Annotated in this window: 39 protein-coding genes; all 39 read right to left on the bottom strand. The window is 62.9% G+C overall.

What is annotated here, in order from left to right:
- Nucleotides 1–25 precede the first annotated feature (25 nt).
- The 39 genes from ACH2A7_RS04305 to ACH2A7_RS04495 all read right to left on the bottom strand — a co-directional run bounded on the left by ACH2A7_RS04305 (nt 26) and on the right by ACH2A7_RS04495 (nt 22618).
- Complete coding sequence (locus tag ACH2A7_RS04305) at nt 26–1180, bottom strand: ribose-phosphate pyrophosphokinase (RefSeq protein WP_394960429.1); 1155 nt, start codon at nt 1178–1180, stop codon at nt 26–28.
- Between the two features lie 273 nt (nt 1181–1453).
- A complete protein-coding gene (gene rplQ / locus ACH2A7_RS04310) occupies nt 1454–1795 on the bottom strand; it encodes a 50S ribosomal protein L17 (protein WP_394960431.1) in 342 nt (113 codons plus the stop codon).
- A 23-nt stretch (nt 1796–1818) separates the two neighbouring features.
- Nucleotides 1819–2775 (bottom strand): DNA-directed RNA polymerase subunit alpha, encoded by a 957-nt coding sequence (locus ACH2A7_RS04315; RefSeq protein WP_394960433.1) that lies wholly within the window; start codon nt 2773–2775, stop codon nt 1819–1821.
- Between the two features lie 72 nt (nt 2776–2847).
- Nucleotides 2848–3474 carry a 30S ribosomal protein S4 gene (gene rpsD, locus ACH2A7_RS04320; protein ID WP_394960435.1) on the bottom strand — a complete coding sequence of 209 codons (627 nt, stop codon included), beginning with the start codon at nt 3472–3474 and terminating at the stop codon, nt 2848–2850.
- Nucleotides 3475–3493: 19 nt separating this feature from the next.
- Nucleotides 3494–3901, bottom strand: a complete 408-nt coding sequence (rpsK, locus tag ACH2A7_RS04325) for a 30S ribosomal protein S11 (RefSeq protein ID WP_177522288.1) — start codon at nt 3899–3901, stop codon at nt 3494–3496.
- A 15-nt stretch (nt 3902–3916) separates the two neighbouring features.
- Nucleotides 3917–4288 (bottom strand): 30S ribosomal protein S13, encoded by a 372-nt coding sequence (gene rpsM / locus ACH2A7_RS04330; protein ID WP_394960437.1) that lies wholly within the window; start codon nt 4286–4288, stop codon nt 3917–3919.
- A gap of 90 nt (nt 4289–4378) precedes the next feature.
- Nucleotides 4379–4492, bottom strand: coding sequence for a 50S ribosomal protein L36 (rpmJ, locus tag ACH2A7_RS04335; protein WP_058965281.1), 114 nt, complete (start codon nt 4490–4492; stop codon nt 4379–4381).
- Nucleotides 4493–4521: 29 nt separating this feature from the next.
- A complete protein-coding gene (infA, locus tag ACH2A7_RS04340) occupies nt 4522–4740 on the bottom strand; it encodes a translation initiation factor IF-1 (protein ID WP_058965282.1) in 219 nt (72 codons plus the stop codon).
- Between the two features lie 12 nt (nt 4741–4752).
- The gene (locus ACH2A7_RS04345; protein ID WP_394960440.1) at nt 4753–5010 is read right to left on the bottom strand and encodes a KOW domain-containing RNA-binding protein; all 258 of its coding nucleotides are present in this window, start codon (nt 5008–5010) and stop codon (nt 4753–4755) included.
- A complete protein-coding gene (gene map, locus ACH2A7_RS04350; RefSeq protein WP_394960442.1) occupies nt 4998–5771 on the bottom strand; it encodes a type I methionyl aminopeptidase in 774 nt (257 codons plus the stop codon). The genes ACH2A7_RS04345 and map overlap by 13 nt, the downstream gene beginning before the upstream one ends.
- Nucleotides 5772–5775: 4 nt before the next feature.
- Nucleotides 5776–6408: an adenylate kinase gene (locus ACH2A7_RS04355; protein ID WP_394960444.1), complete on the bottom strand. Its 633-nt coding sequence runs from the start codon at nt 6406–6408 to the stop codon at nt 5776–5778.
- Nucleotides 6409–6448: 40 nt separating this feature from the next.
- Nucleotides 6449–7747 (bottom strand): preprotein translocase subunit SecY, encoded by a 1299-nt coding sequence (secY, locus tag ACH2A7_RS04360; RefSeq protein WP_394960446.1) that lies wholly within the window; start codon nt 7745–7747, stop codon nt 6449–6451.
- 1 nt (nt 7748) lies between these two features.
- Entirely contained in the window at nt 7749–8189 is a 441-nt protein-coding gene (gene rplO / locus ACH2A7_RS04365; protein ID WP_394960448.1) for a 50S ribosomal protein L15, read from the bottom strand.
- Between the two features lie 20 nt (nt 8190–8209).
- The gene (rpmD, locus tag ACH2A7_RS04370; protein WP_394960508.1) at nt 8210–8380 is read right to left on the bottom strand and encodes a 50S ribosomal protein L30; all 171 of its coding nucleotides are present in this window, start codon (nt 8378–8380) and stop codon (nt 8210–8212) included.
- Between the two features lie 197 nt (nt 8381–8577).
- Nucleotides 8578–9081: a 30S ribosomal protein S5 gene (gene rpsE, locus ACH2A7_RS04375; RefSeq protein ID WP_394960450.1), complete on the bottom strand. Its 504-nt coding sequence runs from the start codon at nt 9079–9081 to the stop codon at nt 8578–8580.
- 13 nt (nt 9082–9094) lie between these two features.
- Nucleotides 9095–9454: a 50S ribosomal protein L18 gene (gene rplR, locus ACH2A7_RS04380; protein ID WP_394960452.1), complete on the bottom strand. Its 360-nt coding sequence runs from the start codon at nt 9452–9454 to the stop codon at nt 9095–9097.
- 18 nt (nt 9455–9472) lie between these two features.
- Nucleotides 9473–10015: a 50S ribosomal protein L6 gene (rplF, locus tag ACH2A7_RS04385; protein ID WP_394960454.1), complete on the bottom strand. Its 543-nt coding sequence runs from the start codon at nt 10013–10015 to the stop codon at nt 9473–9475.
- Between the two features lie 18 nt (nt 10016–10033).
- Nucleotides 10034–10432 (bottom strand): 30S ribosomal protein S8, encoded by a 399-nt coding sequence (gene rpsH, locus ACH2A7_RS04390; protein ID WP_394960455.1) that lies wholly within the window; start codon nt 10430–10432, stop codon nt 10034–10036.
- Nucleotides 10433–10552: 120 nt separating this feature from the next.
- The gene (locus ACH2A7_RS04395) at nt 10553–10738 is read right to left on the bottom strand and encodes a type Z 30S ribosomal protein S14 (RefSeq protein ID WP_394960457.1); all 186 of its coding nucleotides are present in this window, start codon (nt 10736–10738) and stop codon (nt 10553–10555) included.
- 14 nt (nt 10739–10752) lie between these two features.
- Nucleotides 10753–11292 carry a 50S ribosomal protein L5 gene (gene rplE, locus ACH2A7_RS04400; protein ID WP_394960458.1) on the bottom strand — a complete coding sequence of 180 codons (540 nt, stop codon included), beginning with the start codon at nt 11290–11292 and terminating at the stop codon, nt 10753–10755.
- A 16-nt stretch (nt 11293–11308) separates the two neighbouring features.
- Nucleotides 11309–11623 (bottom strand): 50S ribosomal protein L24, encoded by a 315-nt coding sequence (rplX, locus tag ACH2A7_RS04405; RefSeq protein ID WP_394960459.1) that lies wholly within the window; start codon nt 11621–11623, stop codon nt 11309–11311.
- Between the two features lie 13 nt (nt 11624–11636).
- Complete coding sequence (gene rplN / locus ACH2A7_RS04410) at nt 11637–12005, bottom strand: 50S ribosomal protein L14 (protein WP_394960460.1); 369 nt, start codon at nt 12003–12005, stop codon at nt 11637–11639.
- Nucleotides 12006–12034: 29 nt separating this feature from the next.
- Entirely contained in the window at nt 12035–12289 is a 255-nt protein-coding gene (gene rpsQ / locus ACH2A7_RS04415) for a 30S ribosomal protein S17 (protein ID WP_394960461.1), read from the bottom strand.
- 13 nt (nt 12290–12302) lie between these two features.
- Nucleotides 12303–12488 (bottom strand): 50S ribosomal protein L29, encoded by a 186-nt coding sequence (gene rpmC / locus ACH2A7_RS04420; RefSeq protein ID WP_394960462.1) that lies wholly within the window; start codon nt 12486–12488, stop codon nt 12303–12305.
- A complete protein-coding gene (gene rplP, locus ACH2A7_RS04425; protein ID WP_394960463.1) occupies nt 12488–12919 on the bottom strand; it encodes a 50S ribosomal protein L16 in 432 nt (143 codons plus the stop codon). The genes rpmC and rplP overlap by 1 nt, the downstream gene beginning before the upstream one ends.
- Nucleotides 12919–13605: a 30S ribosomal protein S3 gene (rpsC, locus tag ACH2A7_RS04430; RefSeq protein WP_394960464.1), complete on the bottom strand. Its 687-nt coding sequence runs from the start codon at nt 13603–13605 to the stop codon at nt 12919–12921. Before rpsC ends, rplP begins: the two co-directional genes overlap by 1 nt.
- A 16-nt stretch (nt 13606–13621) precedes the next feature.
- Complete coding sequence (gene rplV, locus ACH2A7_RS04435) at nt 13622–13957, bottom strand: 50S ribosomal protein L22 (RefSeq protein ID WP_394960465.1); 336 nt, start codon at nt 13955–13957, stop codon at nt 13622–13624.
- A 20-nt stretch (nt 13958–13977) separates the two neighbouring features.
- Nucleotides 13978–14250 carry a 30S ribosomal protein S19 gene (rpsS, locus tag ACH2A7_RS04440; protein WP_058965300.1) on the bottom strand — a complete coding sequence of 91 codons (273 nt, stop codon included), beginning with the start codon at nt 14248–14250 and terminating at the stop codon, nt 13978–13980.
- Between the two features lie 15 nt (nt 14251–14265).
- Entirely contained in the window at nt 14266–15096 is an 831-nt protein-coding gene (rplB, locus tag ACH2A7_RS04445) for a 50S ribosomal protein L2 (RefSeq protein ID WP_394960466.1), read from the bottom strand.
- Between the two features lie 98 nt (nt 15097–15194).
- Complete coding sequence (gene rplW, locus ACH2A7_RS04450) at nt 15195–15488, bottom strand: 50S ribosomal protein L23 (protein WP_394960467.1); 294 nt, start codon at nt 15486–15488, stop codon at nt 15195–15197.
- A complete protein-coding gene (rplD, locus tag ACH2A7_RS04455) occupies nt 15488–16111 on the bottom strand; it encodes a 50S ribosomal protein L4 (protein WP_394960468.1) in 624 nt (207 codons plus the stop codon). Before rplD ends, rplW begins: the two co-directional genes overlap by 1 nt.
- Before the next feature lie 14 nt (nt 16112–16125).
- Nucleotides 16126–16758, bottom strand: coding sequence for a 50S ribosomal protein L3 (gene rplC, locus ACH2A7_RS04460; protein ID WP_394960469.1), 633 nt, complete (start codon nt 16756–16758; stop codon nt 16126–16128).
- A 150-nt stretch (nt 16759–16908) separates the two neighbouring features.
- Nucleotides 16909–17220 (bottom strand): 30S ribosomal protein S10, encoded by a 312-nt coding sequence (rpsJ, locus tag ACH2A7_RS04465; RefSeq protein WP_394960470.1) that lies wholly within the window; start codon nt 17218–17220, stop codon nt 16909–16911.
- 480 nt (nt 17221–17700) lie between these two features.
- Complete coding sequence (locus tag ACH2A7_RS04470; RefSeq protein ID WP_394960471.1) at nt 17701–18447, bottom strand: hypothetical protein; 747 nt, start codon at nt 18445–18447, stop codon at nt 17701–17703.
- Nucleotides 18448–18534: 87 nt separating this feature from the next.
- Nucleotides 18535–20286, bottom strand: coding sequence for an NFACT family protein (locus tag ACH2A7_RS04475; RefSeq protein WP_394960472.1), 1752 nt, complete (start codon nt 20284–20286; stop codon nt 18535–18537).
- A gap of 64 nt (nt 20287–20350) precedes the next feature.
- The gene (locus ACH2A7_RS04480) at nt 20351–20986 is read right to left on the bottom strand and encodes a hypothetical protein (RefSeq protein WP_394960473.1); all 636 of its coding nucleotides are present in this window, start codon (nt 20984–20986) and stop codon (nt 20351–20353) included.
- A 13-nt stretch (nt 20987–20999) separates the two neighbouring features.
- Nucleotides 21000–21746, bottom strand: a complete 747-nt coding sequence (locus ACH2A7_RS04485; protein ID WP_394960474.1) for a Nif3-like dinuclear metal center hexameric protein — start codon at nt 21744–21746, stop codon at nt 21000–21002.
- Entirely contained in the window at nt 21733–22431 is a 699-nt protein-coding gene (locus tag ACH2A7_RS04490) for a class I SAM-dependent methyltransferase (protein WP_394960475.1), read from the bottom strand. Before ACH2A7_RS04490 ends, ACH2A7_RS04485 begins: the two co-directional genes overlap by 14 nt.
- A complete protein-coding gene (locus ACH2A7_RS04495) occupies nt 22418–22618 on the bottom strand; it encodes a DUF1858 domain-containing protein (RefSeq protein ID WP_394960476.1) in 201 nt (66 codons plus the stop codon). Before ACH2A7_RS04495 ends, ACH2A7_RS04490 begins: the two co-directional genes overlap by 14 nt.
- Between the last annotated feature and the right edge of the window lie 61 nt (nt 22619–22679).

The following is a 22679-nucleotide window of genomic DNA, read 5'->3' on the forward strand; positions in this document are numbered from 1 at the left end:
TATTACGGATTGTATAAAGTGCCGATCATTTCACAGTGTAGCGCTGCAGCAGGGCCTCGATCTTGGCGTGGGGGTCGATGATGCTGCTCACGCTCATGTCGTGGTTGATGGCCGCCACGAAGTAGGCGATGTACTTGGACACGTCTACCTCATGGAACCACTCGCGGCTCAACAGGTCGGGGGTGCGGTAGGTCAGGTTGGTGCCGAACACGCCGCTGATGATGCCGTCCTCATAGGCTTTGTCGAACTCGGCCAGGCCGGCGGTGAAGATGGCGTAGGTGGCGTTGCAGTAGATGCGCTTGGCGCCCCGCTTCTTCAGTTCGTAGCCGATGTCCAGCATGCTCTCGCCGGAGGAGATGATGTCGTCGGCGATGAACACGTCCTTGCCCTCCACGCTCTCGCCCAGATACTCATGGGCAACGATGGGGTTGCGGCCGTTCACCACCCGGCTGTAATCCCGGCGCTTGTAGAACATGCCCAGGTTCACGCCCAGCACGCTGGCGTAGTACATGTTCCGGTTGATGGCACCCTCGTCGGGGCTGATGACCATGAAGCTGTCCGGGGTGGGGCGGAAGTCCGGGATGTTCTTGAACATCGACTTCATCACCTGGTAGGTGGGCATCACGTTGTCCATGCCCATCAGGGGCACCGCATTGGACACCCGGGGATCGTGGGCGTCGAAGGTGATGATGTTGGACACTCCCATGCTCTGCAGCTCCTGCAGGGCGTAGGCGCAGTCCAGACTTTCCCGGTAGGTGCGGCGGTGCTGGCGGCTGCCGTAGAGCAGCGGCATGATGACGGTGATGCGGTGGGCCTTGCCGCTGGCGGCCTGGATCAGGCGCTTCAGATCCTGGTAGTGGTCGTCGGGGCTCATGCTGTTCTCGGTGCCGAACAGCCGGTACTTGCAGCTGTAGTTGCCCACGTCCACCACGAAATAGAGGTCGTCGCCCCGGACGGTGCTCTTGATCACGCCCTTGCCGTCGCCGGAGGAAAAGCGGGGGCACTCGCTGGGGATGATGAAGGTCTCCTTGTTCATGCCCTTCCGGTTGGCCCAGCGGACCAGATGGCTGTCGATCAGCGCGGTCAGCTCATGGGCGCCGGGGGTAGCGATGAGACCCAGATCAGCAACGCCGTTGCCGTCGATGAAAAACTCGCTTCCGCTGTGCTGCTGCTGCTCCATTCCAACAAACAACTCCTGTTCTTTTTTCAATTCCGGCCCGGCTGCGCCAGGCAACGATTTTCACAACATCATATTAACATACTTTTTGCGAAAGGAACAGCACTCTGCGCATTTTTCGGCATTTTCTTCGTCCAGCGCAACGCGGTACGACCGCAATGGCCCAAAAATTGGGGAATATGCCCAAAAACGCTCTGTGCCCCCCCTTTCACAAGCAACAGCCGCCCCCGTTCCCGAGGGAACAGGGGCGGCTGAAAACGCTCGTTCGCGCTGGGCTCAGACCAGCTCGATGATGGCCATCTCGGCGGCGTCGCCGCGGCGGGGGCCGATCTTGACGATGCGGGTGTAGCCGCCGTTGCGGTCGGCATACTTGGGGCCGTACTCGTCGATGACCTTCTTGGCCACGGTCTCCTTGGTGATGTAGGAGTAGACCTGACGCTTGGCGTGCAGCTCCTCCTTCTTCCCCAGGGTCACCATCTTCTCGGCCATGGAACGAACTTCCTTGGCACGGGTGACGGTGGTCTCGATCTTGCCATTTTCAAACAGGTAGGTGACCATGGCGCGCAGCATGGCGCTGCGGTGCTCGCTGGTCCTGCCGAGTTTTCTGGTACCGGGCATCCCGTTTCACTCCTTTGCAGTAATTACTCGTCGTCTTTGGTAAGGGTAAAGCCCAGAGAATCAAGCTTGGCCATGACCTCTTCCAGGCTCTTGCGGCCGAGGTTGCGGACCTTCATCATCTCGTCCTCGGACTTGTTGATCAAATCTTCCACGGTGTTGATGCCCGCGCGCTTGAGGCAGTTGAAGGAACGCACCGACAGATCCAGCTCCTCGATGGTCATCTCCAAGGCCTTTTCCTTGCCCTTGTCGTCCTTCTCCACCATGATCTCGGCGCCGATGGCCTCCTCCGACAGGTTCACGAACAGGTTCAGATGCTCGGTGAGCACCCGGGCCGCCAGGCTCACCGCCTCTTTGGCGTTGATGGTGCCGTCGGTCCACACCTCGATGGTGAGTTTGTCGTAGTCGGTGATCTGGCCAACGCGGGTGTTATCCACGGTGTAGTTGACCTTCAGAACAGGGGTGTAGATGCTGTCGACGGGCAGAACGTTCAGATCGTTCTTCTCCATCAGCAGCTGCTTGTTGCGCTCAGCGGGCACATAGCCCCGGCCCTTGTCGAAGGTGAGCTCCATCACGAGCTTGCCGCCTTCGTCCAGGGTGGCGATGTGCCATTCGGGGTTGAGCACCTCGATCTCATCGCTGGGTTTGATGCTGCCAGCAGTAACCTCACACTCACCGGACGCCTCGATGCGCACGGTGACAGGGCCGTCGGCGTAGAGTTTGGCGGCGATGCCCTTGAGGTTCAGAACGATCTCGGTCACGTCTTCCTTGACGCCGGGGACCGTGCTGAACTCGTGAACGACGCCGTCGATCTTAACGCTGGTGACGGCTACACCGGGAAGCGACGAGAGCAGGACGCGCCGTAAGCTGTTGCCCAGGGTGGTACCAAAGCCTCGCTCCAACGGCTCCACGACAAACTTGCCGTAACGGCCGTCGGGCGACAGGCTCGCGGTATCGATCCGGGGGCGTTCGATCTCCATCATAATTAAATCCTCCCTTGGCGGCCGGCCCCGAAAGGCCGGCCTGTAGTGTTCGCTTTCCCTTGGGTGAGTTTGTTACTTGGAGTACAACTCAACGATCAGGTGCTCGGCCACATCGAAGTCGATGTCGGCGCGGTCCGGCAGCTTGTCGACCACAACGCTCATCTTCTCGAGGTCCTTGGTCATCCAGCCGGGCACAGGGCGGGAGGCATTCTTCTCGGCGCACTCCTTCAGCTTGGCGCTGTCGGTGGTCTTCACTTCCACCTTGTCGCCGGCGGAGAGGAGGTAAGAGGGGATGTTCACGGTCTTGCCGTTCACGGTGAAGTGGCGATGCAGCACCAGCTGACGGGCTTCCTTGCGGCTCATGGCAAAGCCGGCGCGGTAGACCACGTTGTCCAGACGGCTCTCCAGGATGCGCAGCAGGTTCTCACCGGTCATGCCGCTCTTGCGCTCGGCCATGTCAAAGTAGTGGGCGAACTGGCTCTCCAGTACACCGTAGTAGCGCTTCGCCTTCTGCTTGGCGCGCAGCTGCAGGCCATACTCACTGACCTTCTTGCGCATCTGGCCGGCGCCATGCTGGCCGGGCACAAAGCTGCGGCGCGCGAACGCGCACTTGTCGGAATAGCAGCGCTCGCCTTTCAAAAACAGTTTCTGACCTTCGCGGCGGCACTGACGGCACACTGCGCCTGTATATCTTGCCATTCTTGTTCCTCCTTAAAAATCAGATGCGGCGGCGCTTGGGCGGGCGGCAGCCATTGTGGGGGATGGGGGTCACGTCCTTGATCATGTTGACCTCGAGGCCCGTGGCCTGCAGCGCGCGGATGGCGGCTTCACGGCCGGCGCCGGGGCCCTTGACGTAGACCTCAACGGTCTTCATGCCATGCTCCATGGCCACCTTGGCGGCGGCCTCCGCCGCGGACTGGGCGGCGAAGGGAGTGCTCTTGCGGGAACCGCGGAAGTTCAGACCGCCGGAGCTGGCCCAGGAAACGGTGTTGCCCTGCGTATCGGTAATGGTAACAATGGTATTGTTGAAGGTGCTCTGGATATGCGCAGCGCCACGCTCGATGTTCTTGCGCTCGCGCCGCTTGGTACGCACAGCGCCCTTTTTAGCAGCAGCTTTAGTTGCCATTTCTCTTGCTCCTCCTTACTTCTTCTTGTTCGCGACGGTGCGCTTCGGGCCCTTGCGGGTGCGAGCGTTGGTCTTGGTGCGCTGGCCGCGAACGGGCAGCCCCTTGCGATGGCGAACACCGCGGTAGCACTGGACCTCCACCAGGCGCTTGATGTCCAGCGCCACGTTGCGGCGCAGGTCGCCTTCCACGATGACGTTGTTCTTGTCCAGATACTCACGGATCAGGCCTTCCTGCTCGGCAGTCAGGTCCTTCACGCGGGTGTCGGGGTTGATGTTGGTGGCCGCCAGGATCTTCTTGGCGGTGCTGGGGCCAATGCCATAGATGTAAGTCAGGCCTACTTCCACCCGCTTTTCGCGGGGCAGGTCAACGCCGGCAATACGTGCCATAGTTTCAAAAACCTCCTAAAATAACATCCCATGTCCGTGTCGGGGGCTGCGCCGGGAATCTACGCACTTGCCCCCCTGGCGCTTGGGGCCTTAGCCCTGGCGCTGCTTGTGCTTGGGGTTTTCGCAGATGACCATCACGCGACCTTTGCGCTTGATGACCTTGCATTTTTCGCAGATGGGTTTCACGGAAGGTTTGACCTTCATACTGATGAACCTCCTTTGTGCTTTGGCGCTTATTTCGAGCGCCAGGTGATGCGCCCCTTGGTGAGATCGTAGGGCGACATTTCCAGTGTAACCTTGTCCCCGGGCAGGATGCGGATGAAATTGGTCCGCAGTTTGCCGGAGATGTGCGCCAGCAACCGATGGCCGTTTGCCAGCTCCACCCGGAAGGTGGCGTTGGGCAGCGCCTCCACGACGGTGCCCTCAACTTCGATGACGTCTTCTTTAGACAAACTCTTCCCTCCTCATGGCTTTGCGGGGTGGAGGGCGTCGAACGCCTTCACCGCCGCTGCGAGCTGTTTGTCGGTTGCAAGGCTCTCGCCCCGCAGAACGGTTGCGGTGGGGGCCACATGCCTTATCTTTTTGGCCTTCGGCCGATCCAGTTTGCGCAGACTTCCGTCCGCGAGAAAAAGCATCTGGCCTTCGATTCCGATCACCGCAAAGGTCCGGCCCTTGTCCCGCCCGGCTTTGGAGCGGACCAGCTGGCCTTTTACAAAGTCCATTCCGGCCCCTCCCACGCTTTGGTCAGAACTTCCGGACCGGCGGCGGTGATGGCGACCGTGTGCTCGAAGTGAGCCGAGAGGCCGCCGTCCGCCGTTTTCACCGTCCATCCGTCGGCCTGGGTCACCACGGAATAGTGTTTCTGATTGACCATGGGTTCAATGGCCAGGGTCATGCCGGCCACCAGCCGCGGGCCCCGCCCGGCGTGCCCGAAGTTGGGCACCTCCGGGTCCTCGTGGAGCTCCTTGCCCACGCCGTGACCCACGAAGCTGCGGACAACGGAAAACCCGTTCTCCTCCACATAGGTCTGCACCGCGTTGCTGATGTCCCCCACCCGCGCGCCGAACACCGCGGCGGCAATGCCGCGGTGCAGCGACTCGCGCGTGACGTCCAAAAGCCGCTGGGCCTCCAGGTCCAGTTTGCCGCACCCGAAGGTGCAGGCGTTGTCCCCGTTGAAGCCGCCCCAGGCAGCCCCTGTGTCGATGCTGACGATATCGCCCGGCCGGATCACCTTGGCGTGGCTGGGGATGCCGTGGATCACCTCGTCGTTGACGCTGATGCACGCGGTACCCGGAAAGCCGTACAGTCCCTTGAAGTTGGGCCTGGCGCCCTGCCGTTTGATATACTCGTAAATGATCTTGTCGATCTCGGCGGTGGTAATGCCCGCCTCGATGGCTTCGCCTCCGCGGCGCAGCGCCTGGGCGCTGATCTCACAGGCCTTGCGCATGGCCGCCAGTTCCTTGGCGTTTTTCAGCTGGATCACGCTTTTACGCCTCCAATGCCTTCAGCAGCAGCGCGGTGGTGTCGGCGATGGAGTCCTGGCCTTCCACCACCACCAGCTTGCCCCGCTGGCGGTAGAAGTCCACCAGGGGCTCGGTCTGCTCGTGGTAGGCGGCCAGCCGGTCGCGCACGGTGGCGGGCTCGTCGTCCTTGCGGACGATCAGCGGGCCGCCGCACCGGTCGCACCGGTCGGGCTCGCGGCTGGGCTTGAACTCCACATGGTAGGAAGCGCCGCAGGCGGAGCACACCCGACGGCCGGACAGCCGCCGCATGATCACCTCGTCCGCCACCTCCAGGTCCACCACCTTGTCGATGGCCACGCCCATCTGCTCCAGCGCCTCAGCCTGGGCCACCGTGCGGGGCACGCCGTCCAGGATGAAGCCCTTGGAGCAATCGGGCTGCGCCAGGCGCTCTTTGATGATCCCGATGATGACGTCGTCGGGGACAAGCGCGCCGCTGTCCATATACGATTTGGCCTTCAGCCCCATCTCGGTGCCGTTCTTCACGGCTTCCCGCAGGATGTTGCCGGTGCTGATGGCCGGGATCCCCAGCTTGTCGCAGATGACCTCGGCCTGGGTGCCTTTGCCGGCGCCCGGGGCGCCCAAAAGAATCAGATTCATGCTCGTTTGTCCCCTTTCTGTATTCTGTTTGCCCAAAGGCTCACTCGAGGAAGCCCTTGTGGTGCCGCATCAGCATATAGCTTTCCATGGTGCGGCCGGTGTCCAGCGCCACGCCCACGACGATCAGCAGGCTGGTACCGCCCAGCTGGATGCTCACACCGGTGACATTGCCCAGGATGATGGGCAGCACCGCCACGATGCCCAGGAAGACTGCGCCGATCAGGGTGATCTTGGACAGGCTCTTGGTGATGAAATCGCTGGTGGGCTTGCCCGGGCGGATGCCGGGGATGGCGCCGTTGTTCTTGCGCAGGTTGTTGGCGATCTCCACGGGGTTGTACTGAATGGCCACATAGAAGTAGTTGAAGGCCAGGATCAGCAGCAGATACACCACAGCGTACAGCACGCTGTTGTAGTTGAACACCTGGAAGAAGGCCACCCAGAACGCGCTCTTGACCTGCAGAAGGCTGCCGATCATGTTGGGGATGCTGCACAGGGTGCTGGCGAAGATGACCGGCATAACGCCGCTCATGTTCACCTTGATGGGAATGTGGCTGGCCTGACCGCCGTACATCTTGCGGCCCACCACGCGCTTGGCGTACTGCACCGGGATGCGGCGCTCGCCGTTGGTGAGGATGACCACGAACACCACCGCCACGATCGCCAGGATGGCAATGACGGGGATGTAGACGTAGTACTGCACCTTGCCGGCGGCGGCCTCGGTCAGCAGGGTCCGCACACTGCCGATGACATTGCTCCAGCGGGAGATGATGCCCACGAAGATCAGCAGGGAGACGCCGTTGCCGATGCCCTTGTCGTCGATCTGCTCGCCCATCCAGGTGAGCAGCTGGCTGCCGGCGGCGAAGCTCAGCACGATGACCACCGCGCTGAACCAGGCCTGCCAACCGGTGTTGTAGGTCAGCACGCCCCAGCTGCGCAGCACCATGTAGTAGCCGATGCTCATGGCCACGCCGATGCCGGCGCCGGTGTAGCGGGTGATGCGGGTCAGCTTGCGCCGGCCCTCCTCACCCTCTTTGCTCAGCCGCTCCAGAGCGGGGATCGCCACGGTGAGCAGCTGAATGATGATGGAGGCATTGATATAGGGCGATACGCTCAAAGCGAAGATCGCGCACTGGCTCAGCGCGCCGCCACTCATCATGTTCAGGTAATCCAGCATGTTGCCGCTGCCGCCCAGCTGACGGAACAACTCCAGCGCATCCACGTTGACATAGGGCACGCTGATGGCGCAGCCCAGCCGGAAGATCACGAGGACCATCAGGGTGAACAGGATCTTTTTGCGCAGTTCGGGGATCTTCCATGCATTGCGGAACGTATCGAACACCTTAGATCACCTCGGCCTTTCCGCCTGCCTTCTCGATCTTTTCTTTGGCAGTGGCGGTGTAGGCCGCCAGCTGAACGGTGAGGGCTTTGGTGATCTCACCGTTGCCCAGCACCTTCACGCCGTCCAGGCTCTTCTTGATCAGACCGGCTTCCACCAGAGCCTTGGTGTCCACCACGGCGCCGGCGGCGAATTTGGCCTCCAGGTCGCTCACCTTAACGGTAGCATACCGGGTGGCGAAAATGTTGTTGAAACCGCGCTTGGGCAGGCGGCGCTGCAGCGGCATCTGGCCGCCTTCGAATCCGGCCTTCTTGACGCCGGACCGGGCTTTCTGACCCTTGTGGCCGTAGCCGGCGGTCTTGCCGTTGCCGCTGCCGTGGCCGCGGCCCTTGCGCTTGGCTGCCACATTGGAGCCCTCGGCGGGCTTAAGTTCATGAAGCTTCATCTGCTTGCACCTCCTTGCTGTTACGCTTTGGTGGCCACGACCAGGTGGCCGATCTTGGCGATCTTGCCGGCGGTCTGGGCATTGTCGGGCTGCACGGTCACGTCGCCGATCTTCTTCAGGCCCAGGCTCTTGGCGGTGGCGATCTGCTTTTCGCCGCGGCCGGAGAGGCTCTTGACCAGCTTCACGGTCACGGTGCCGGCAGCCGCTTTTTTGGCGGCGGGCTTCTTGGCCGCGGGCTTCTTGGCGGCGGGCTTGGCCTCGCCGTCAGCCGCCTTCTTGGCCGCGGGCTTCTTGGCCGCGGTGGCCTTCTTGGCGGCGGGCTTCTTCTCGGCGGCAGCCTCGGTGGCCGCTACCTTCTTTTCGGTTTCTGCCATTGTGAGCTACCTCCTTAACCCAGAATCTCTTTCACGGTCTTGCCGCGCTTGGCAGCAACTTCCTCGGCGCTGACCAGACGGCACAGGCCGTCGAAGGTGGCGGTGACCACGTTGCAGGGGTTGTTGGAGCGCAGGCACTTGGTACGGATGTCCTTGATGCCGGCAACTTCCAGGACCGCACGAACGGGGCCGCCGGCGATCACGCCGGTACCGGGGGCGGCGGGACGCATCAGGATGCGGCCGGCGCCGAACTCGCCCACGATCTCGTGGGGGATGGTGGTGCCCTTCATGTTGATCTTGTGCATGTTCTTCTTGGCGGCTTCCAGACCCTTGCGGATGGCCTCGGGGACCTCGCCGGCCTTGCCCATGCCAAAACCGATGGTGCCCTTGCCGTCGCCAACGACAACCAGAGCGCTGAACTTCATCACGCGGCCGCCTTTAACGGTTTTGGATACGCGGTTGATGGCAACGACTTTTTCCAGCATGCCGTCGTCAACTTCACGATTTCTTCTTTCCATTGTATCCTCCTCCTTACAGCTCCAGGCCGCCCTCGCGGGCGCCCTCGGCCAAAGCTTTCACGCGGCCGTGATACACAAAGCCACCGCGGTCGAACACGACCGTCTTGATGCCCTTCGCCAGGGCCTTCTCGGCAATCGCCTTGCCGACCTTGTTGGCCGCCTCGACGTTGCCGCCGAAGCCCTCAAAACCCTTCTCCACAGTGGAGGCGCTGACCAGGGTCACGCCGGCCACGTCATCGATGATCTGGGCATAGATGTGCTTGGAGGAGCGGAATACATCCAGACGGGGGCGCTCAGCGGTGCCGCTGATCTTACCGCGCACACGGCGGTGACGACGAAGCCGGGCTTCGTTCTTGTCAGGCTTATTAACCATTGTCTTTCACTCCTTACCTTATTTGCCTTTGCCGGCTTTGCCCTCTTTGCGGATGATGTGCTCACCGGCATAGCGGATGCCCTTGCCCTTGTAAGGCTCCGGCGGGCGCTTCTCGCGCACTTCCGCGGCAAACTGGCCGACCTTCTGTTTGTCGATGCCCTTGATGATGATGGTGTTGGCGTCCGGCGCTTCGATCTTGATGTCGTCGGTCTCGTCCACGATCACCTGATGGGAAAAGCCCAGGTTCATCACCAGGCTCTTGCCCTGCTTGGCCACACGGTAGCCGACGCCCTGCACCTCCAGCTTCTTCTCGAAGCCGTGCATCACGCCCTCCACCATGTTGGAGATGTTGCTGCGGGTGAGGCCGTGCAGGCTGCGGGCCTCTTTCTCGTCATTGGGGCGGGTCACCAGGATTTCACCATTCTCGACCTTGACGGTCATCATCGGATGGATCTTGGAATGCAGGGTGCCCTTGGGGCCCTTCACGGTAACGTCGTGCCCGTCGATGGAGACCTCGACGCCCGCAGGAATGACGATGGGTTTTCTTCCAATTCTCGACATTGTCTTTATGCCCCTTTCTTACCACACAAAGGCGAGTACTTCGCCGCCCACATTGGCGGCTCTGGCAGCCTTGTCGGTCATAACGCCCTTAGAAGTGGAAATGATCGCGGTGCCCAGGCCCTTCATGACCCGGGGCATATCCTCGCAGTTGGTGTAGATGCGCAGGCCGGGCTTGGAAACGCGCCGCAGGCCGGCGATGACGGGCTGGCCGTTGTCCTGATACTTCAGGGTCAGGCGCAGGGTGCCCTGTTTGTTGTCTTCGATCAGCTGCACACTCTTGATGTAGCCCTCGTCAACCAGGATCTGGCAGATCGCCTTCTTCAGGTTGGAAGCGGGAACGTCTACAGAAGGGTGTTTGGCACAGCTGGCGTTGCGGATGCGGGTGAGCAGGTCCGCGATGGGATCGGTGATATGCATGCCACTAACCTCCTTAAGGTTCTTCGTTTGGGTTCTTGTTTCAAAAGCGGCGGGGCGGCGCGCCCGCAGGCGCCGGCCGCCCGCCCGCTCCGCCGGCTTTGGGCCGGCAGGCAGCGGGATTTACCAGCTGGCCTTCTTCACACCGGGGATCTCGCCCTTGTAGGCCAGTTCCCGGAAGCAGATGCGGCACACGCCGTACTTACGCAGGTAGGCATGGGGACGGCCGCAGATTTTGCAGCGGTTGTAGGCGCGGGTGGAGAACTTGGGCTCGCGCTGCTGCTTGATCTTCATAGAAGTTTTTGCCACAGTCTTACCCTCCCTCAGTTAGCGAACGGAGCGCCCAGAGCCTTGAGGAGCTCCTTGGCCTCTTCGTCGGTGTTCGCGGTGGTGACAAAGCAGATGTCCATGCCACGCACGGCGTCGATCTTGTCGTAGTCGATCTCAGGGAAGATCAGCTGCTCCTTGATGCCCACGGCGTAGTTGCCGCGGCCGTCGAAGGAGTTGCCGTTGATGCCGCGGAAGTCACGCACGCGGGGCAGAGCCACGCTGAATAGACGATCCACGAACTCGTACATCCGCTCGCCCCGCAGGGTGACCTTCACGCCGATGGGCATGCCCTCGCGCAGCTTGAAGTTCGCAACGCTCTTCTTGGCGCGGCAGATCACGGGCCGCTGGCCGGTGACGGTGGCGATGTCGCCCAGGATGGCGTCCATCATCTTGGGGTTGTCCTTAGCGTCGCCGCAGCCCACGTTCACGACCACCTTGTCGAGTTTGGGGATCTGCATCACGCTCTTGTAGCCGAACTTGCTCATCAGGGCGGGAGCGATCTCGCTGACATACTTATCTTTCAAACGTGCCATTGATGTTCTCCCTCCTTTACAGCTCGGCGCCGCACTTGCGGCACACGCGCACACTCTTGCCGTCCTTGGCGGTGTGGGCCACGCGGGTGGCCTTGCCGCACTTGGGGCAAACCGGCATGACCTTGCAGGCGTAGATGGCGCCCTCGGCCTTCACGATGCCGCCCTGCTCGCCCTGACGGCGAGGCTTGACGTGCTTGGTGACCATGTTGCGGCCTTCGATGATGACCTTGCCCTCCTTGGGGCTGACAGCCAGTACCTTGCCGGTCTTGCCTTTGTCTTTACCGCTGATGATCATAACGTTGTCGCCGGTTTTAACATGAAGATTGTTCATTCTTAAAACCTCCTTACAGCGATTCCGGAGCCAGGCTCAAGATCTTCAGGTAGCCGTGCTCGCGCAGTTCGCGGGCCACCGGTCCAAAGATACGGGTGCCTCTCGGGTTTTTGTCTTCACGGATGATGACGGCCGCATTCTCGTCGAAGCGGATGTAGCTGCCGTCCTCGCGGCGCAGGCCATGCTTGCTGCGAACGATCACAGCCTTGACCACGTCGCCCTTCTTCACGGTGCCGCCGGGGGCCGCCTTCTTGACGGAAGCCACCACGACGTCGCCGATGTTCGCATATCTCTTGCGGGAGCCGCCCAGCACACGAATGCACATTAACTCTTTGGCACCGGTGTTATCGGCCACTTTGAGATACGTTTGCATCTGAACCATTGCCAGATCCTCCTTTCAAAGTACCAGGCTTATTTCGCCTTCTCAATGATCTTGACCATGCGCCAGCGCTTGTCCTTGGACAGGGGCCGGGTCTCCATGATCATCACGCGGTCGCCAACGCCGCACTCGTTGTTCTCGTCGTGCGCCTTGAACTTCACGGTGCGCTTCAGGATCTTCTTGTAAAGGGGGTGCTGAACGCTGTCGCGCACGGCGACCACGATGGTCTTATCCATCTTGTCGGACACGACGGTGCCCACACGGGTCTTTCTCAAATTCCGTTCCATCGTTTAACCTCCCTTACGCTTTCTCTGCCAGGACAGTCAGCACACGGGCGATGTCCTTCTTGACGATCTCGATGCGGCCGGGATTCTCCAGCTGGTTGATGGCGTGCTGAAAGCGCAGGTTGAACAGCTCTTCCTTCAGCTCGCCCAGCTTCTTATTCAGATCCGCGGCGGACATGTTGCGCAGTTCTGCTGCTTTCATCAGCCCTCAACCTCCTTCACTTCGTCTTCGCGCTTGGCAAACTTGCACTTGACCGGCAGCTTGTGCATGGCAAGGCGCAGGGCCTCGCGGGCGGTCTCCTCGGAAACGTCGGCCAGCTCGAACAGAACGCGGCCGGGCTTGACAACGGCGACCCAGTACTCGGGGCTGCCTTTACCGGAACCCATGCGGGTCTCGGCGGGCTTTTCGGTGACAGGCTTGTCGGGGAAGATCTTGATCCACACCTTACCGCCACGCTTGATGTAACGGGTCATGGCGATACGGGCGGCCTCGATCTGACGGCTGTCGATCCAGCCGGGCTCCAGGGCGACCAGGCCGTACTGGCCCTGGTTCACGGTGTTGCCGCGCATGGCCTTGCCGGTCATGCGGCCGCGGTGCACGCGGCGGTATTTAACGCGCTTAGGCAGTAACATTACTTATTGCCTCCTTCCTTGCGGGCGGCGGGCTTGGCGCCCTTGAGGACCTCACCCTTGTAGATCCACACCTTCACGCCGATGCGGCCGTAGGTGGTGGCAGCCTCCGCAAAGCCGTAGTCGATGTCGGCGCGCAGGGTCTGCAGGGGGATGGTGCCCTCGTGGTAGGTCTCGGTGCGGGCGATGTCGGCACCGCCCAGACGGCCGGCCACCTGGGTCTTGATGCCCTTGGCGCCCCGCTGCATGGCGCGGCCCATGCACTGCTTCATGGCACGGCGGAAGCCGATGCGGCGCTCCAGCTGGCCGGCGATGTTCTCGGCCACCAGCTGCGCGTTGGTGTCCATGTTCTTGACCTCAACGATGTTCACGTTGACGGGCTTGCCCACCATCTTGGAGAGCTGGTCCTGCAGCTTGACGATCTCGCTGCCGCCCTTGCCGATGACCATGCCGGGCTTGGCGCACCAGATGCTCACCTTCAGCTTGTAGTTGTTGGACTGGGCGTCCAGCACGCGCTCGATCTCGATCTTGGGCACGCCCGCGCCGAAGAGCTGCTTTTTCAGGGTCTTGCGGATCTTGTAATCCTCGACCAGGGTGTCGCCGAATTCCTTTTTGGAAGTAAACCAGCGGCTGTCCCAATCTTTGATGACGCCCACGCGAAGACCGTGGGGATTCACTTTCTGGCCCATTGTGTTTACCTCCTTCTTACTCTTTCTCTTTCAGAACCACAGTGACATGGCTGGTGCGCTTCAGCACATGGAACGCGCGGCCCTGGGCGCGGGGACGGATGCGCTTCAGGGTGGGGCCGGGGGTGACAAAGCACTCGGCCACATACAGGCTGTTCTTGTCCATGTTGTGATTGTTCTCCGCATTCGCGGCGGCAGATTTCACCAGCTTCAGAAGGGGCTCGCAGGCGGCCTTCGGGGTGTACTGCAGAATCGCCAGCGCCTTGTCCAGAGGCTGGTTGCGGATCAGATCCAGCACGACCGAAACCTTCCGGGGGCTGATGCGGGCGTATCTAAGATGTGCCCTAGCTTCCATTGCTCTACTCCTCCTTTTGCTTACTTACCGGTCTTGGAACCGGCATGGCCCTTGAAGGTACGGGTGGGGGCGAACTCGCCCAGCTTGTGACCAACCATATCTTCCGTCACATAGACGGGCACATGCTTGCGGCCGTCGTGCACCGCGAAGGTGTGGCCGACGAAATCCGGGAAAATGGTGGAGGACCGGCTCCAGGTCTTCAGGACCCGCTTCTCGCCGGCGGCGTTCATCTCCTGAACGCGCTTCAGCAGAACAGGCAGGACGTAAGGTCCTTTCTTAACACTTCTACCCATGTTCGTTCTCCTCTCTTAACCGTTGGCGCGCTTGACAATGAACTTGTCAGAGCGGTTATGATGCTTGCGGGTCTTGTAACCCATCGCAGGCTTGCCCCAGGGGGTGACAGGGCCGGGACGGCCCACAGGGCTCTTGCCTTCGCCGCCGCCGTGGGGGTGGTCGCAGGGGTTCATGACGGAGCCGCGCACGGTGGGCCGCCAGCCCATGTGGCGCTTGCGGCCGGCCTTGCCGAGGTTCACGTTCTCATGATCCACGTTGCCGACCTGGCCGATGGTGGCGATGCAGTTCAGGGGCACGTTGCGCATCTCGCCGCTGGGCAGACGGATCAGGGCGTAGCCGTTTTCCTTGGCCATCAGCTGGGCCATGTTGCCGGCGCTGCGCACCAGCTGGCCGCCCTTGCCGGGGTACAGCTCGATGTTGTGGATGATGGTACCAACGGGGATGTTGGCGAAGGGCAGGGCGTTGCCGGGCTTGATGTCGGCGTTGGGGCCGGCCATCACGGTGTCGCCCACCTTCAGGCCCTCGGGAGCCAGGATGTAGCTCTTGACGCCGTCGGTGTACTCGATGAGAGCGATATGAGCGGAGCGGTTGGGATCATACTCCAGGGTCTTGACCGTGGCGGGCACGTCGAACTTGGAACGCTTGAAGTCGATCACGCGGTACTTGGTGCGGTTGCCGCCGCCGTGGTGGCGGACGGTGATGCGGCCGGTGTTGTTGCGGCCGGAAGCCTTCTTCATGGGCTCCAGCAGGCTGCGCTCGGGCTCGACCTTGCTCAGCACGCTGTAGTCGGTGACAGTCATGCCGCGGCGGCCCGGGGTAGTCGGCTTATACTTTTTGATAGCCATTGCGGTATTCTCCTTTTTGACTTATGAATTGTTATCGGGGTCATATCCCCATACGCGAGCCTTGCTCAGGCTCAAAGGAGCTGCCTTCGAAGAGCAGCTTAGACCATGCTCTCGAAGAAGTCGATGCCCTTGCTGCCCTCTTTCAGGGTGACAATGGCCTTCTTGGAAGCGGCGGTGTAGCCGCCGTGCATGCCCTGGCGGCGCCAGCGGCCCCGCACGTTGATGGTGTTGACCTTCTCGACCTTCACGCCGAACAGCTTCTCCACCGCGTCGGCGATCTCGATCTTGTTGGCATCGGTGGCCACCTTGAAGGTGTACTTCTTGTTGGCAACGCCCATCATCGAGTTCTCGGTAATGACGGGAGCCAGAATGATGTCATGTGCAGTTTTCATCAGCCCAGAACCTCCTCAAGTTTCTTGGCCGCGTCCACGCTCAGGATGAACTTGTCGGCGTTCACAACGTCGTAGGTGTTCACGCTGGTGGCGACGGTGGTCTTGACGCCGGGGATGTTGGCGGCGCTCCTGACCAGCTTCTCCTCCACGACGGGGGTGACGATCAGGTTCTTCTTGCCGGCGCCCACGGCGCTCAGCATGCCGACAACGGCCTTGGTCTTGTACTCGTTCACGGTGAGGCTGTCCAGCAGGATCATGTCGCCCGCGGCGGCCTTGGCGCTGATGGCGCTCAGGATGGCCAGGCGCTTGACCTTGCGGTTGATCCGGTAGCTGTAGTCACGGGGCTTGGGGCCCAGGGCAACGCCGCCGTGGGTCCACTGGGGGCTGCGGGTGGAACCCTGCCGGGCGTGACCGGTGCCCTTCTGACGCCAGGGCTTGCGGCCGCCGCCGGAAACCTCGCTGCGGGTCTTGGTGCTCTGGGTGCCCTGCCGCTGGTTGGCCAGGAAGTTGACCACGGCGGCGTGCACAGCCTTCTCGTTGGGGGTGATCCCAAACACGGCGTCGGAAAGCTCTACGGTGGAAACTTTCTTGCCGTTCATATCCAAAACGTCAAATTTTGCCATTGTGCTTTCCCTCCTTACGCCTTCACGCTATCGCTGATGCAGACCACAGCGCCCTTGGGGCCGGGGACCGCGCCTTTGATGGCGATCAGATTATTCTCGGCGTCCACCTTGACGACCGTGAGGTTCTGGATGGTGACCCGCTCGGCGCCCAGATGGCCGGGCAGCTTCTTGCCCTTGAACACCCGGCTGGGGGTGGAGCAGGGGCCCATGGAACCGGCGTGACGGGAAACGGGGCCGGTGCCGTGGCTCTCGCGCAGACGATGGCCGTTCCAGCGCTTGATGGTGCCGGCGTAGCCCTTGCCCTTGCTGACGCCCACCACGTCGATGTGGTCGCCGGCGGCGAACACGTCCGCCTTCAGGATGTCGCCCACGTTCAGGCCGCTGATGTCGGCCAGACGGAACTCCCGCAGGGTCTTCTTGGGGGCGACGTCCGCCTTGTCGAAGTGGCCCTTGGCGGGTTTGGTGACCTTGCGGGCGGCGATGTCGCCGAAGCCCAGCTGCACGGCCTGGTAGCCGTCGCTCTCGACGGTCTTCTTCTGCACCACGGTGCAGGGGCCGGCCTCGATCACGGTCACGGGAACGACCTTGCCGCTCTCGTCGAACAGCTGGGTCATGCCCAGTTTCTTGCCGATGATACCTTTTTGCATTTTTCTTTCCTCCTGTAAGGTTATTGGTTGACGCCGTGAGTAACTGTCAGCGCCAACATGACCTCTCCGCTTGCGCTTTCGAACGAAGTCTCACTGGTTGCCGTTCAGCAGTTGGCGGCTCAGCGGCCGCCCTTACTGATTGGAATGGGCTCACAGCTTGATCTCGATCTCGACGCCGGCGGGGAGCTGCAGGCTCGTGAGAGCCTCCACCGTCTTGTTGGACGGCTTCAGAATGTCGATCAGACGCTTGTGGGTGCGGTTCTCAAACTGCTCGCGGCTGTCCTTGTACTTGTGGACCGCGCGCAGGATGGTGACCACTTCCTTGTCGGTGGGGAGGGGGATCGGGCCGGACACGCGGGCGCCGGTGCGCTTCGCGGTCTCCACGATCTTCTCCGCCGCGGCATCGATCAGCTGGTGATCGTAGCTCTGCAACCGAATTCTGATTTTCTCCTTGACTGCCATTTTGTTCGCCTCCTGTGTTATTTTGGTGCCTAGGCGAGCCGATAAATCACTGAACACTGCTCCGGGTGTTTCACATTTTGGCACGAGAAAAGCCGGTGAACCGCTCAGCAGTTCCCCCGGACAGACCTGTGGCAAAGTGTGCAGACATTGGTACACCGCGCAGACGGCACCGTGTACATATCCCTTTGCTCTCAGTAATTCTTTCGCCCGGTTCTAGATCGGACATACTCCGCGGAAAAACCCGTGTTGCCACGGCAACCTCCCGCATCAACGCATATCATGGCTTGCGCAGCTTGCTACCCAAGCCATTTGCAGCCGAGTGTTATTGTAACACACACCGCCGGGCGTTGCAAGGGCTTTTTGTAAAAAAAATCGAATTTTCCAAAAAAATTTCTCCGTTTTGTTCAAAGGCCCTTCGGGGCGGAAAACGCCCGCGGAAAAGCGGCCGAAAAGCCGCCTTTCCGCGGGCGTGGACGCCGGTCAATAGTAATAATAGAAGTAGGGGTCACGCATCATCGCGCCGACGGCGGCGGCGATGAGCACGAAGAGCACCACCCACACCACCGCCATGATGGCGTAGAGGATGAGGTTGGCCCGGGCCCAGTTCTGCTTGGAGGGCTTGGTGTCGCCGCCAAAGGCCCACACCAGCAGCACGATAAAGCCCACCAGAGGGATGGCGGCCACGATGCTGCTCCACAGCCACTCCCCCATGCCCACGGTGGGGCTGGTGGGAACGGGCGGCATCGGCGGGTAGCCGGGCCGGGGCGCCGGGCCGGGCCGGGCGGGGCCGCCGCAGGCGGAACCGGGGTTGGCAGGCGTGCCGTAGGCCGGGCCGGGATTGGGGCCGGGCGTGCCATACGCGGGGCCGGCATTGGTGCCGCCGGCCGCCGGGCGGGCGTAGGCCGGGACCTGATAGCGGGGCGGCGGCACGCTGCCGGGCGCCGGGCCGGACACAGGCGGCTCCTGGGCGGGGCCGGGCTGAGGGCCGGGAGCCGCAGGCGCGGGGCCGGCGTCAGCGGCCGCTTCAGGGGCCGCGTCAGCTGCCTCAGGGGCGGGGCCCGCTTCGGAGGCCGGGGCGGGCGCGGGAGCCGCGGATGCCTCGGGGATCGGAGCGGGCTGCCCGGGGGCGGAAGCTTCCGGGGCGGACACGGGCGTCACCAGGCAGCCGCAGGCGGAGCAGGCGGTGGCGTCATCGGGCAAAAAGGCGCCGCATTGTTTGCAATACATCGAAGATCACTCCTTCCGGGGATGGATCGCTCCGCGCGGGGCGGAACGTGTCATTTTTTAACAGTATAGCAGACCGGGGCCCGCTTGTCACCTGTTTTGGGGCAGGGCCAGCCGCTCGGCCAGCCCCGGCTCGGGGGTGACATAGGCGGTCTCGTAGCTTTCATAGAGCACCATGCCCGGGCGCAGGTCGCCGGTCTTGCGGATGTTCTTCACAAAGGTGTAGTCCACCGGCACTTTGGCGCCACCGGCCAGGCTGGAGTGGATCACCGCCAGCTGTGCCGCCTCGTTCTGGGTGGCGAGGGGGATGTCCCGTCCCTCGCTCATCACCACGGTGTGACTGCCGGGGGCGTTCTTCACATGGAACCACAGGTCCTTGCCCCGGGCGGTGTGGAGGGTGAGTTTTTCGTTCTGCAGGTTGTTGCGGCCCACCAGGATGAGGAAGCCGTCGGAGGAGCGGTAGCGGTAAAAATCGGCAGGTTTCTGCTTTTTGTCCCGCACCTTATAATATTTCAGATACCCCTGTCCCTTCAGTTCCTGGCGGATCTCCCCCAGGGCCTGCTCGCCGGGGGCGGTCTCCACCTCGTAGAGCACGGTGGCCAGATACTCGATCTCCCGCTCGCCCTGCTCCAGCAGCTTGACCAGCATTTTGGCGGCGGTCTGCTTTTTCTTGTATTCCTTGAAGTACTTCTGGGCGTTGGCGCTGGGCGACAGGCGCACATCCAGCGGGATGGTCACCGGCCGGCCGTCGTAGTAGTTGGTGACGGTGACGCTCTTCGCCCCCTTCTCCACCGCCCAGAGGTTCGCCTGGAGCAGCTCGCCGAAGAGGCGCAGCTGGTCGGCCTTGCCGCTCTGGGCCAGTTCCTCCTTGCGGGCCGCCTGCTTGCGTACCGCCCGCTCGTGGAGGTTCTTCACCGTCTTGTGCAGGTCCCGGCTCTTCTGGCGCAGCCGCTCCGCCCGGTCCTTGCGGCAGTAGTAGGCTTCCAGCATCTCGCTGAAGCTGTCGTAGAACTGCAGCCGCCCCTCCCCGTACTGGGTGAGGGGAGTGAAGCTGAACTCCATGGGTTTGCCCTCGTCGTCGGCGGCAAGGCAGGGCCTGCCTCCCGCCAGCCGGTCGGCGTGGATGGCCTCGAAGGCCGCCGTCAGCGCGGCGCGCTGTTCGCTGTTCAGTTCGCTGGCCAGCAGGGCGATCTCGCCCCCGAAGGCCCGGAAGGCCGCCTCCCGCAGCACCACCGGCCCCACCCCGGCGCAGCACTTGATGAGCGCCTGGGGCACCGGCAGGTCCAGCTTGCAGGCCGCCTCCACCAGTTCCGCCGGGGCCAGAGCGCAGAAGTCGGGTTTCGCGGGCTTGGCCGGCAGGGTGTAGGCCAGGCCCGGCAGCAGCTGGCGGATGTCGGAATCCTCAAAGTCCACTCGTTTGAGGGCGTCGATGATGCGGCCGTTCTGGGTGAGCACCAGGTTGGAATAGCGGCCCATCAGTTCCACCGCCAGCACGTTCTCCACCAGGTCGCCCATCTCGTTGGTGCACAAAAAGCGCAGGAAGACCAGCCGGTCCCCCGGCTCCACCTCCAGGCCGATGAGCCGCCCGCCGGTGAGGTGCTTGCGCAGCAGCATGCAAAAGCTGGGGGGCGTCTGGGGGTTCTCGAAGGTCTCCTTCGTCAGGCAGATGCGGGCGGAACCGCTGCGGGCGCTGAGCAGCAGCTTGAAGGTGTCGGTGCGGGTGCGCAGGGTGAGCAGCACCTCGTCCCGGGTGGGCTCGAAGATCTTGTCGATCTTCGCGTCCAGCAGTGTGTTTTTCAGTTCGCCGGCCACCAGGGCCAGCAGGGCGGCATCCAATGCCATGGGTCTCACCTCTCACAAAAAAGGCCGTGCCGGAGGGGCACGGCTCCTGGTTTTCTCGTTGTTTTCACCGGCTACGCAGCGCCGCCTCGGCAGCGTCCACATCGGGCAGGCCGGCAAAGGTCAGGGTCACGCCGCGGGTGTGGCTGTGGCCGTTGTGCCAGTAGTGTTCCACCTGCCCGTTGGAGAGCACCAGATCGCCGGTGCCGTCCGGGTAGTAGAGTTTTTCCACGCCGGTCACCGCGTCCAGGTCCCAGGCGGTCACCCGGCCCAGGCTCACCGCGATGGCCCGCCGGTCGGTGATGCCGTAGGCCGTTTCCCGCAGGCGGCGGGCAGCCCCCAGACCGGGAAAGAGCATTTTCAGCCCCACCAGAATGAAGGGGATGCCGAAAAGCGGAAAGACGAGGCCCAACGGCCCGGCGGACAGCGCCTGCAGCGCCCCCACTTCCCAAAAGCAGGCAAAGCCCAGGAACACCACCGCGAACATCTTTTGAAATCCGCCCCGGGGGCCGTGAAGTTTCAGCGGTCTGCCCTGCCAGAGCAGCCGCTCACCGGGAGCCAGCTGACGCTGCAGCAGCGCACCGGCGTCGTTCACGGCGGGCCGGCCTGCCTGCGGGGCCGCGGGAAGTTCGTTTGAGGGGGCCTCCCCCTCAAACATCTCCTCGTTGTATCCCACCGGGCCGCTGTCCTTCTCCTCCCACATGACGGCTCCTCCTTTATATATAGGTAAAGGGGTCCCGGTTGCGGCGGCTGCACAGCACCCGCACCCCGGCAAAGCGGCGGGCCAGTTTGTCCGCCAGCACCGGCACCACCGGGAACTCGGTGGCAAAATGCCCGGCGGCCACCAGGCTCAGGCCCAGGCGCTTCGCGTCCAGGGCGTCGTGGTGCCCGGCCTCGCCGGTGAGCAGCGCGTCCGCCCCGGCGGCCAGTGCCTCCTCGATCAGATGGTCGCCGCTGCCCCCCAGCACCGCCAGGGTGTTGATGGGCCGGCCCGCGTCCACATACTTCACCTTCGCGTTCAGGGTGGACTGGCACTGGGCCGCCAGCTGGGCGGCGCTGACGGTGCGGATCTGGCCGATGCGGCCCATGCCGCCCTCGGCGAAGCCTCTGGCCCCGGTGACGCCGAACAGCTTGCAGAGGATGTCGTTCACGCCGCCCTCGGCGGCGTCCAGGTTGGTGTGGGCGCACAGGCCCGAGATGTTCTTTTTGATCATCCGGAAGGGCACGTCCCCCCGGCCGATGCGCCGCAGGGGGTGGAAGATCACCGGGTGGTGGGCCACGATCAGCTGGCAGCCCTGGATCTCCGCCTCAGCCACCACCTCCTCGGTGATGTCCAGTGCCACCAGGATGCTGGTGACGTCGGCGCCGCAGTCCACCAGAACGCCCACGTTGTCCCACGAGGCCGCCTTGTCCGGCGGGGCCAGCTGCTGAATAAACTGGTGTACATCCTCAATTTTCGCCATGTTCCGCTCCTTGTGGGCGGCGCAGCCGCTCTGCCAGCGCCGCCGCCTCCTTCCATTCCTCGCCGCCGGGCTCCAGGCCCCGCAGCACCTTTTCCAGCTTTTTGGCCAGCTGGGCCGCGTAGCCCGCCGCCCCCGGCAGGCCCTGCCAGCGGCCCAGGAGGCATTCCTCCCAGGTGGGCTGCCGTCTTTGCCCGGTGTACGCCGCCCCGATGACGGTGTACCAGCGGCCCGCCGCCAGGGCCAGCCGCTCCTGCTCGATGTCAAAGCCCTGCTCCCACAGCCATCGGCGCAGCACCGGCGCCTTGGTGGCGGGCAGGCAGACCAGGCGCATCCCCGGGGTCTTCACCCAAGGCGCGGCCGAAAGGATGTCAATGGTGGTCCCGGCGCTGACGCCCGCCAGCACCAGGGTGTCCGCCTCGCCGGGCGAGAGCACCGAAAGCCCGTCGCCCAGGCGCAGCTCCACCCGCTCCTCGCAGCCGTAGCGGCGGCAGTTGGCCGCCGCCGTGGCCAGCGGGCCGGGGCGCAGATCGGCGGCAATGACCCGCCTTGCCCGGCCGCTCACCGCCAGAAAGATGGCCAGCTTGCCGTGGTCGCAGCCGATGTCCGCCACAGCCGCGCCGGGCCGCACCAGCTGTGCCGCCGCCGCCAGGCGCTCGTCCAGCCGGGGCGCCTCAGGCGTTGCCAAAGTGGGCGTTGAGTTTGGCCACCAGCGCGTCCGGGTCGGTGCCGTGGACGGCGCAGGCCTGCTCGATGGTCTCGCCCCGGCTGGCGGGGCAGCCCAGGCAGTGCATCCCAATGGCCAAAAACATTGGGGCTACGGAATTGTCCGTGTCCAGGATATCGCCGATGACGGTCTGTTTGGTGATGGTCATAAAAAGGTCCTCCCTTTGTAAAGATCGTTGTGGCGGGGCTCGCGGCCCCGCTTCTTAACTA

The sequence above is a fragment of the Candidatus Allofournierella merdavium genome, from assembly GCF_944382735.1.
GTDB classification, from domain to species: Bacteria; Bacillota; Clostridia; order Oscillospirales; family Ruminococcaceae; genus Allofournierella_A; species Allofournierella_A merdavium.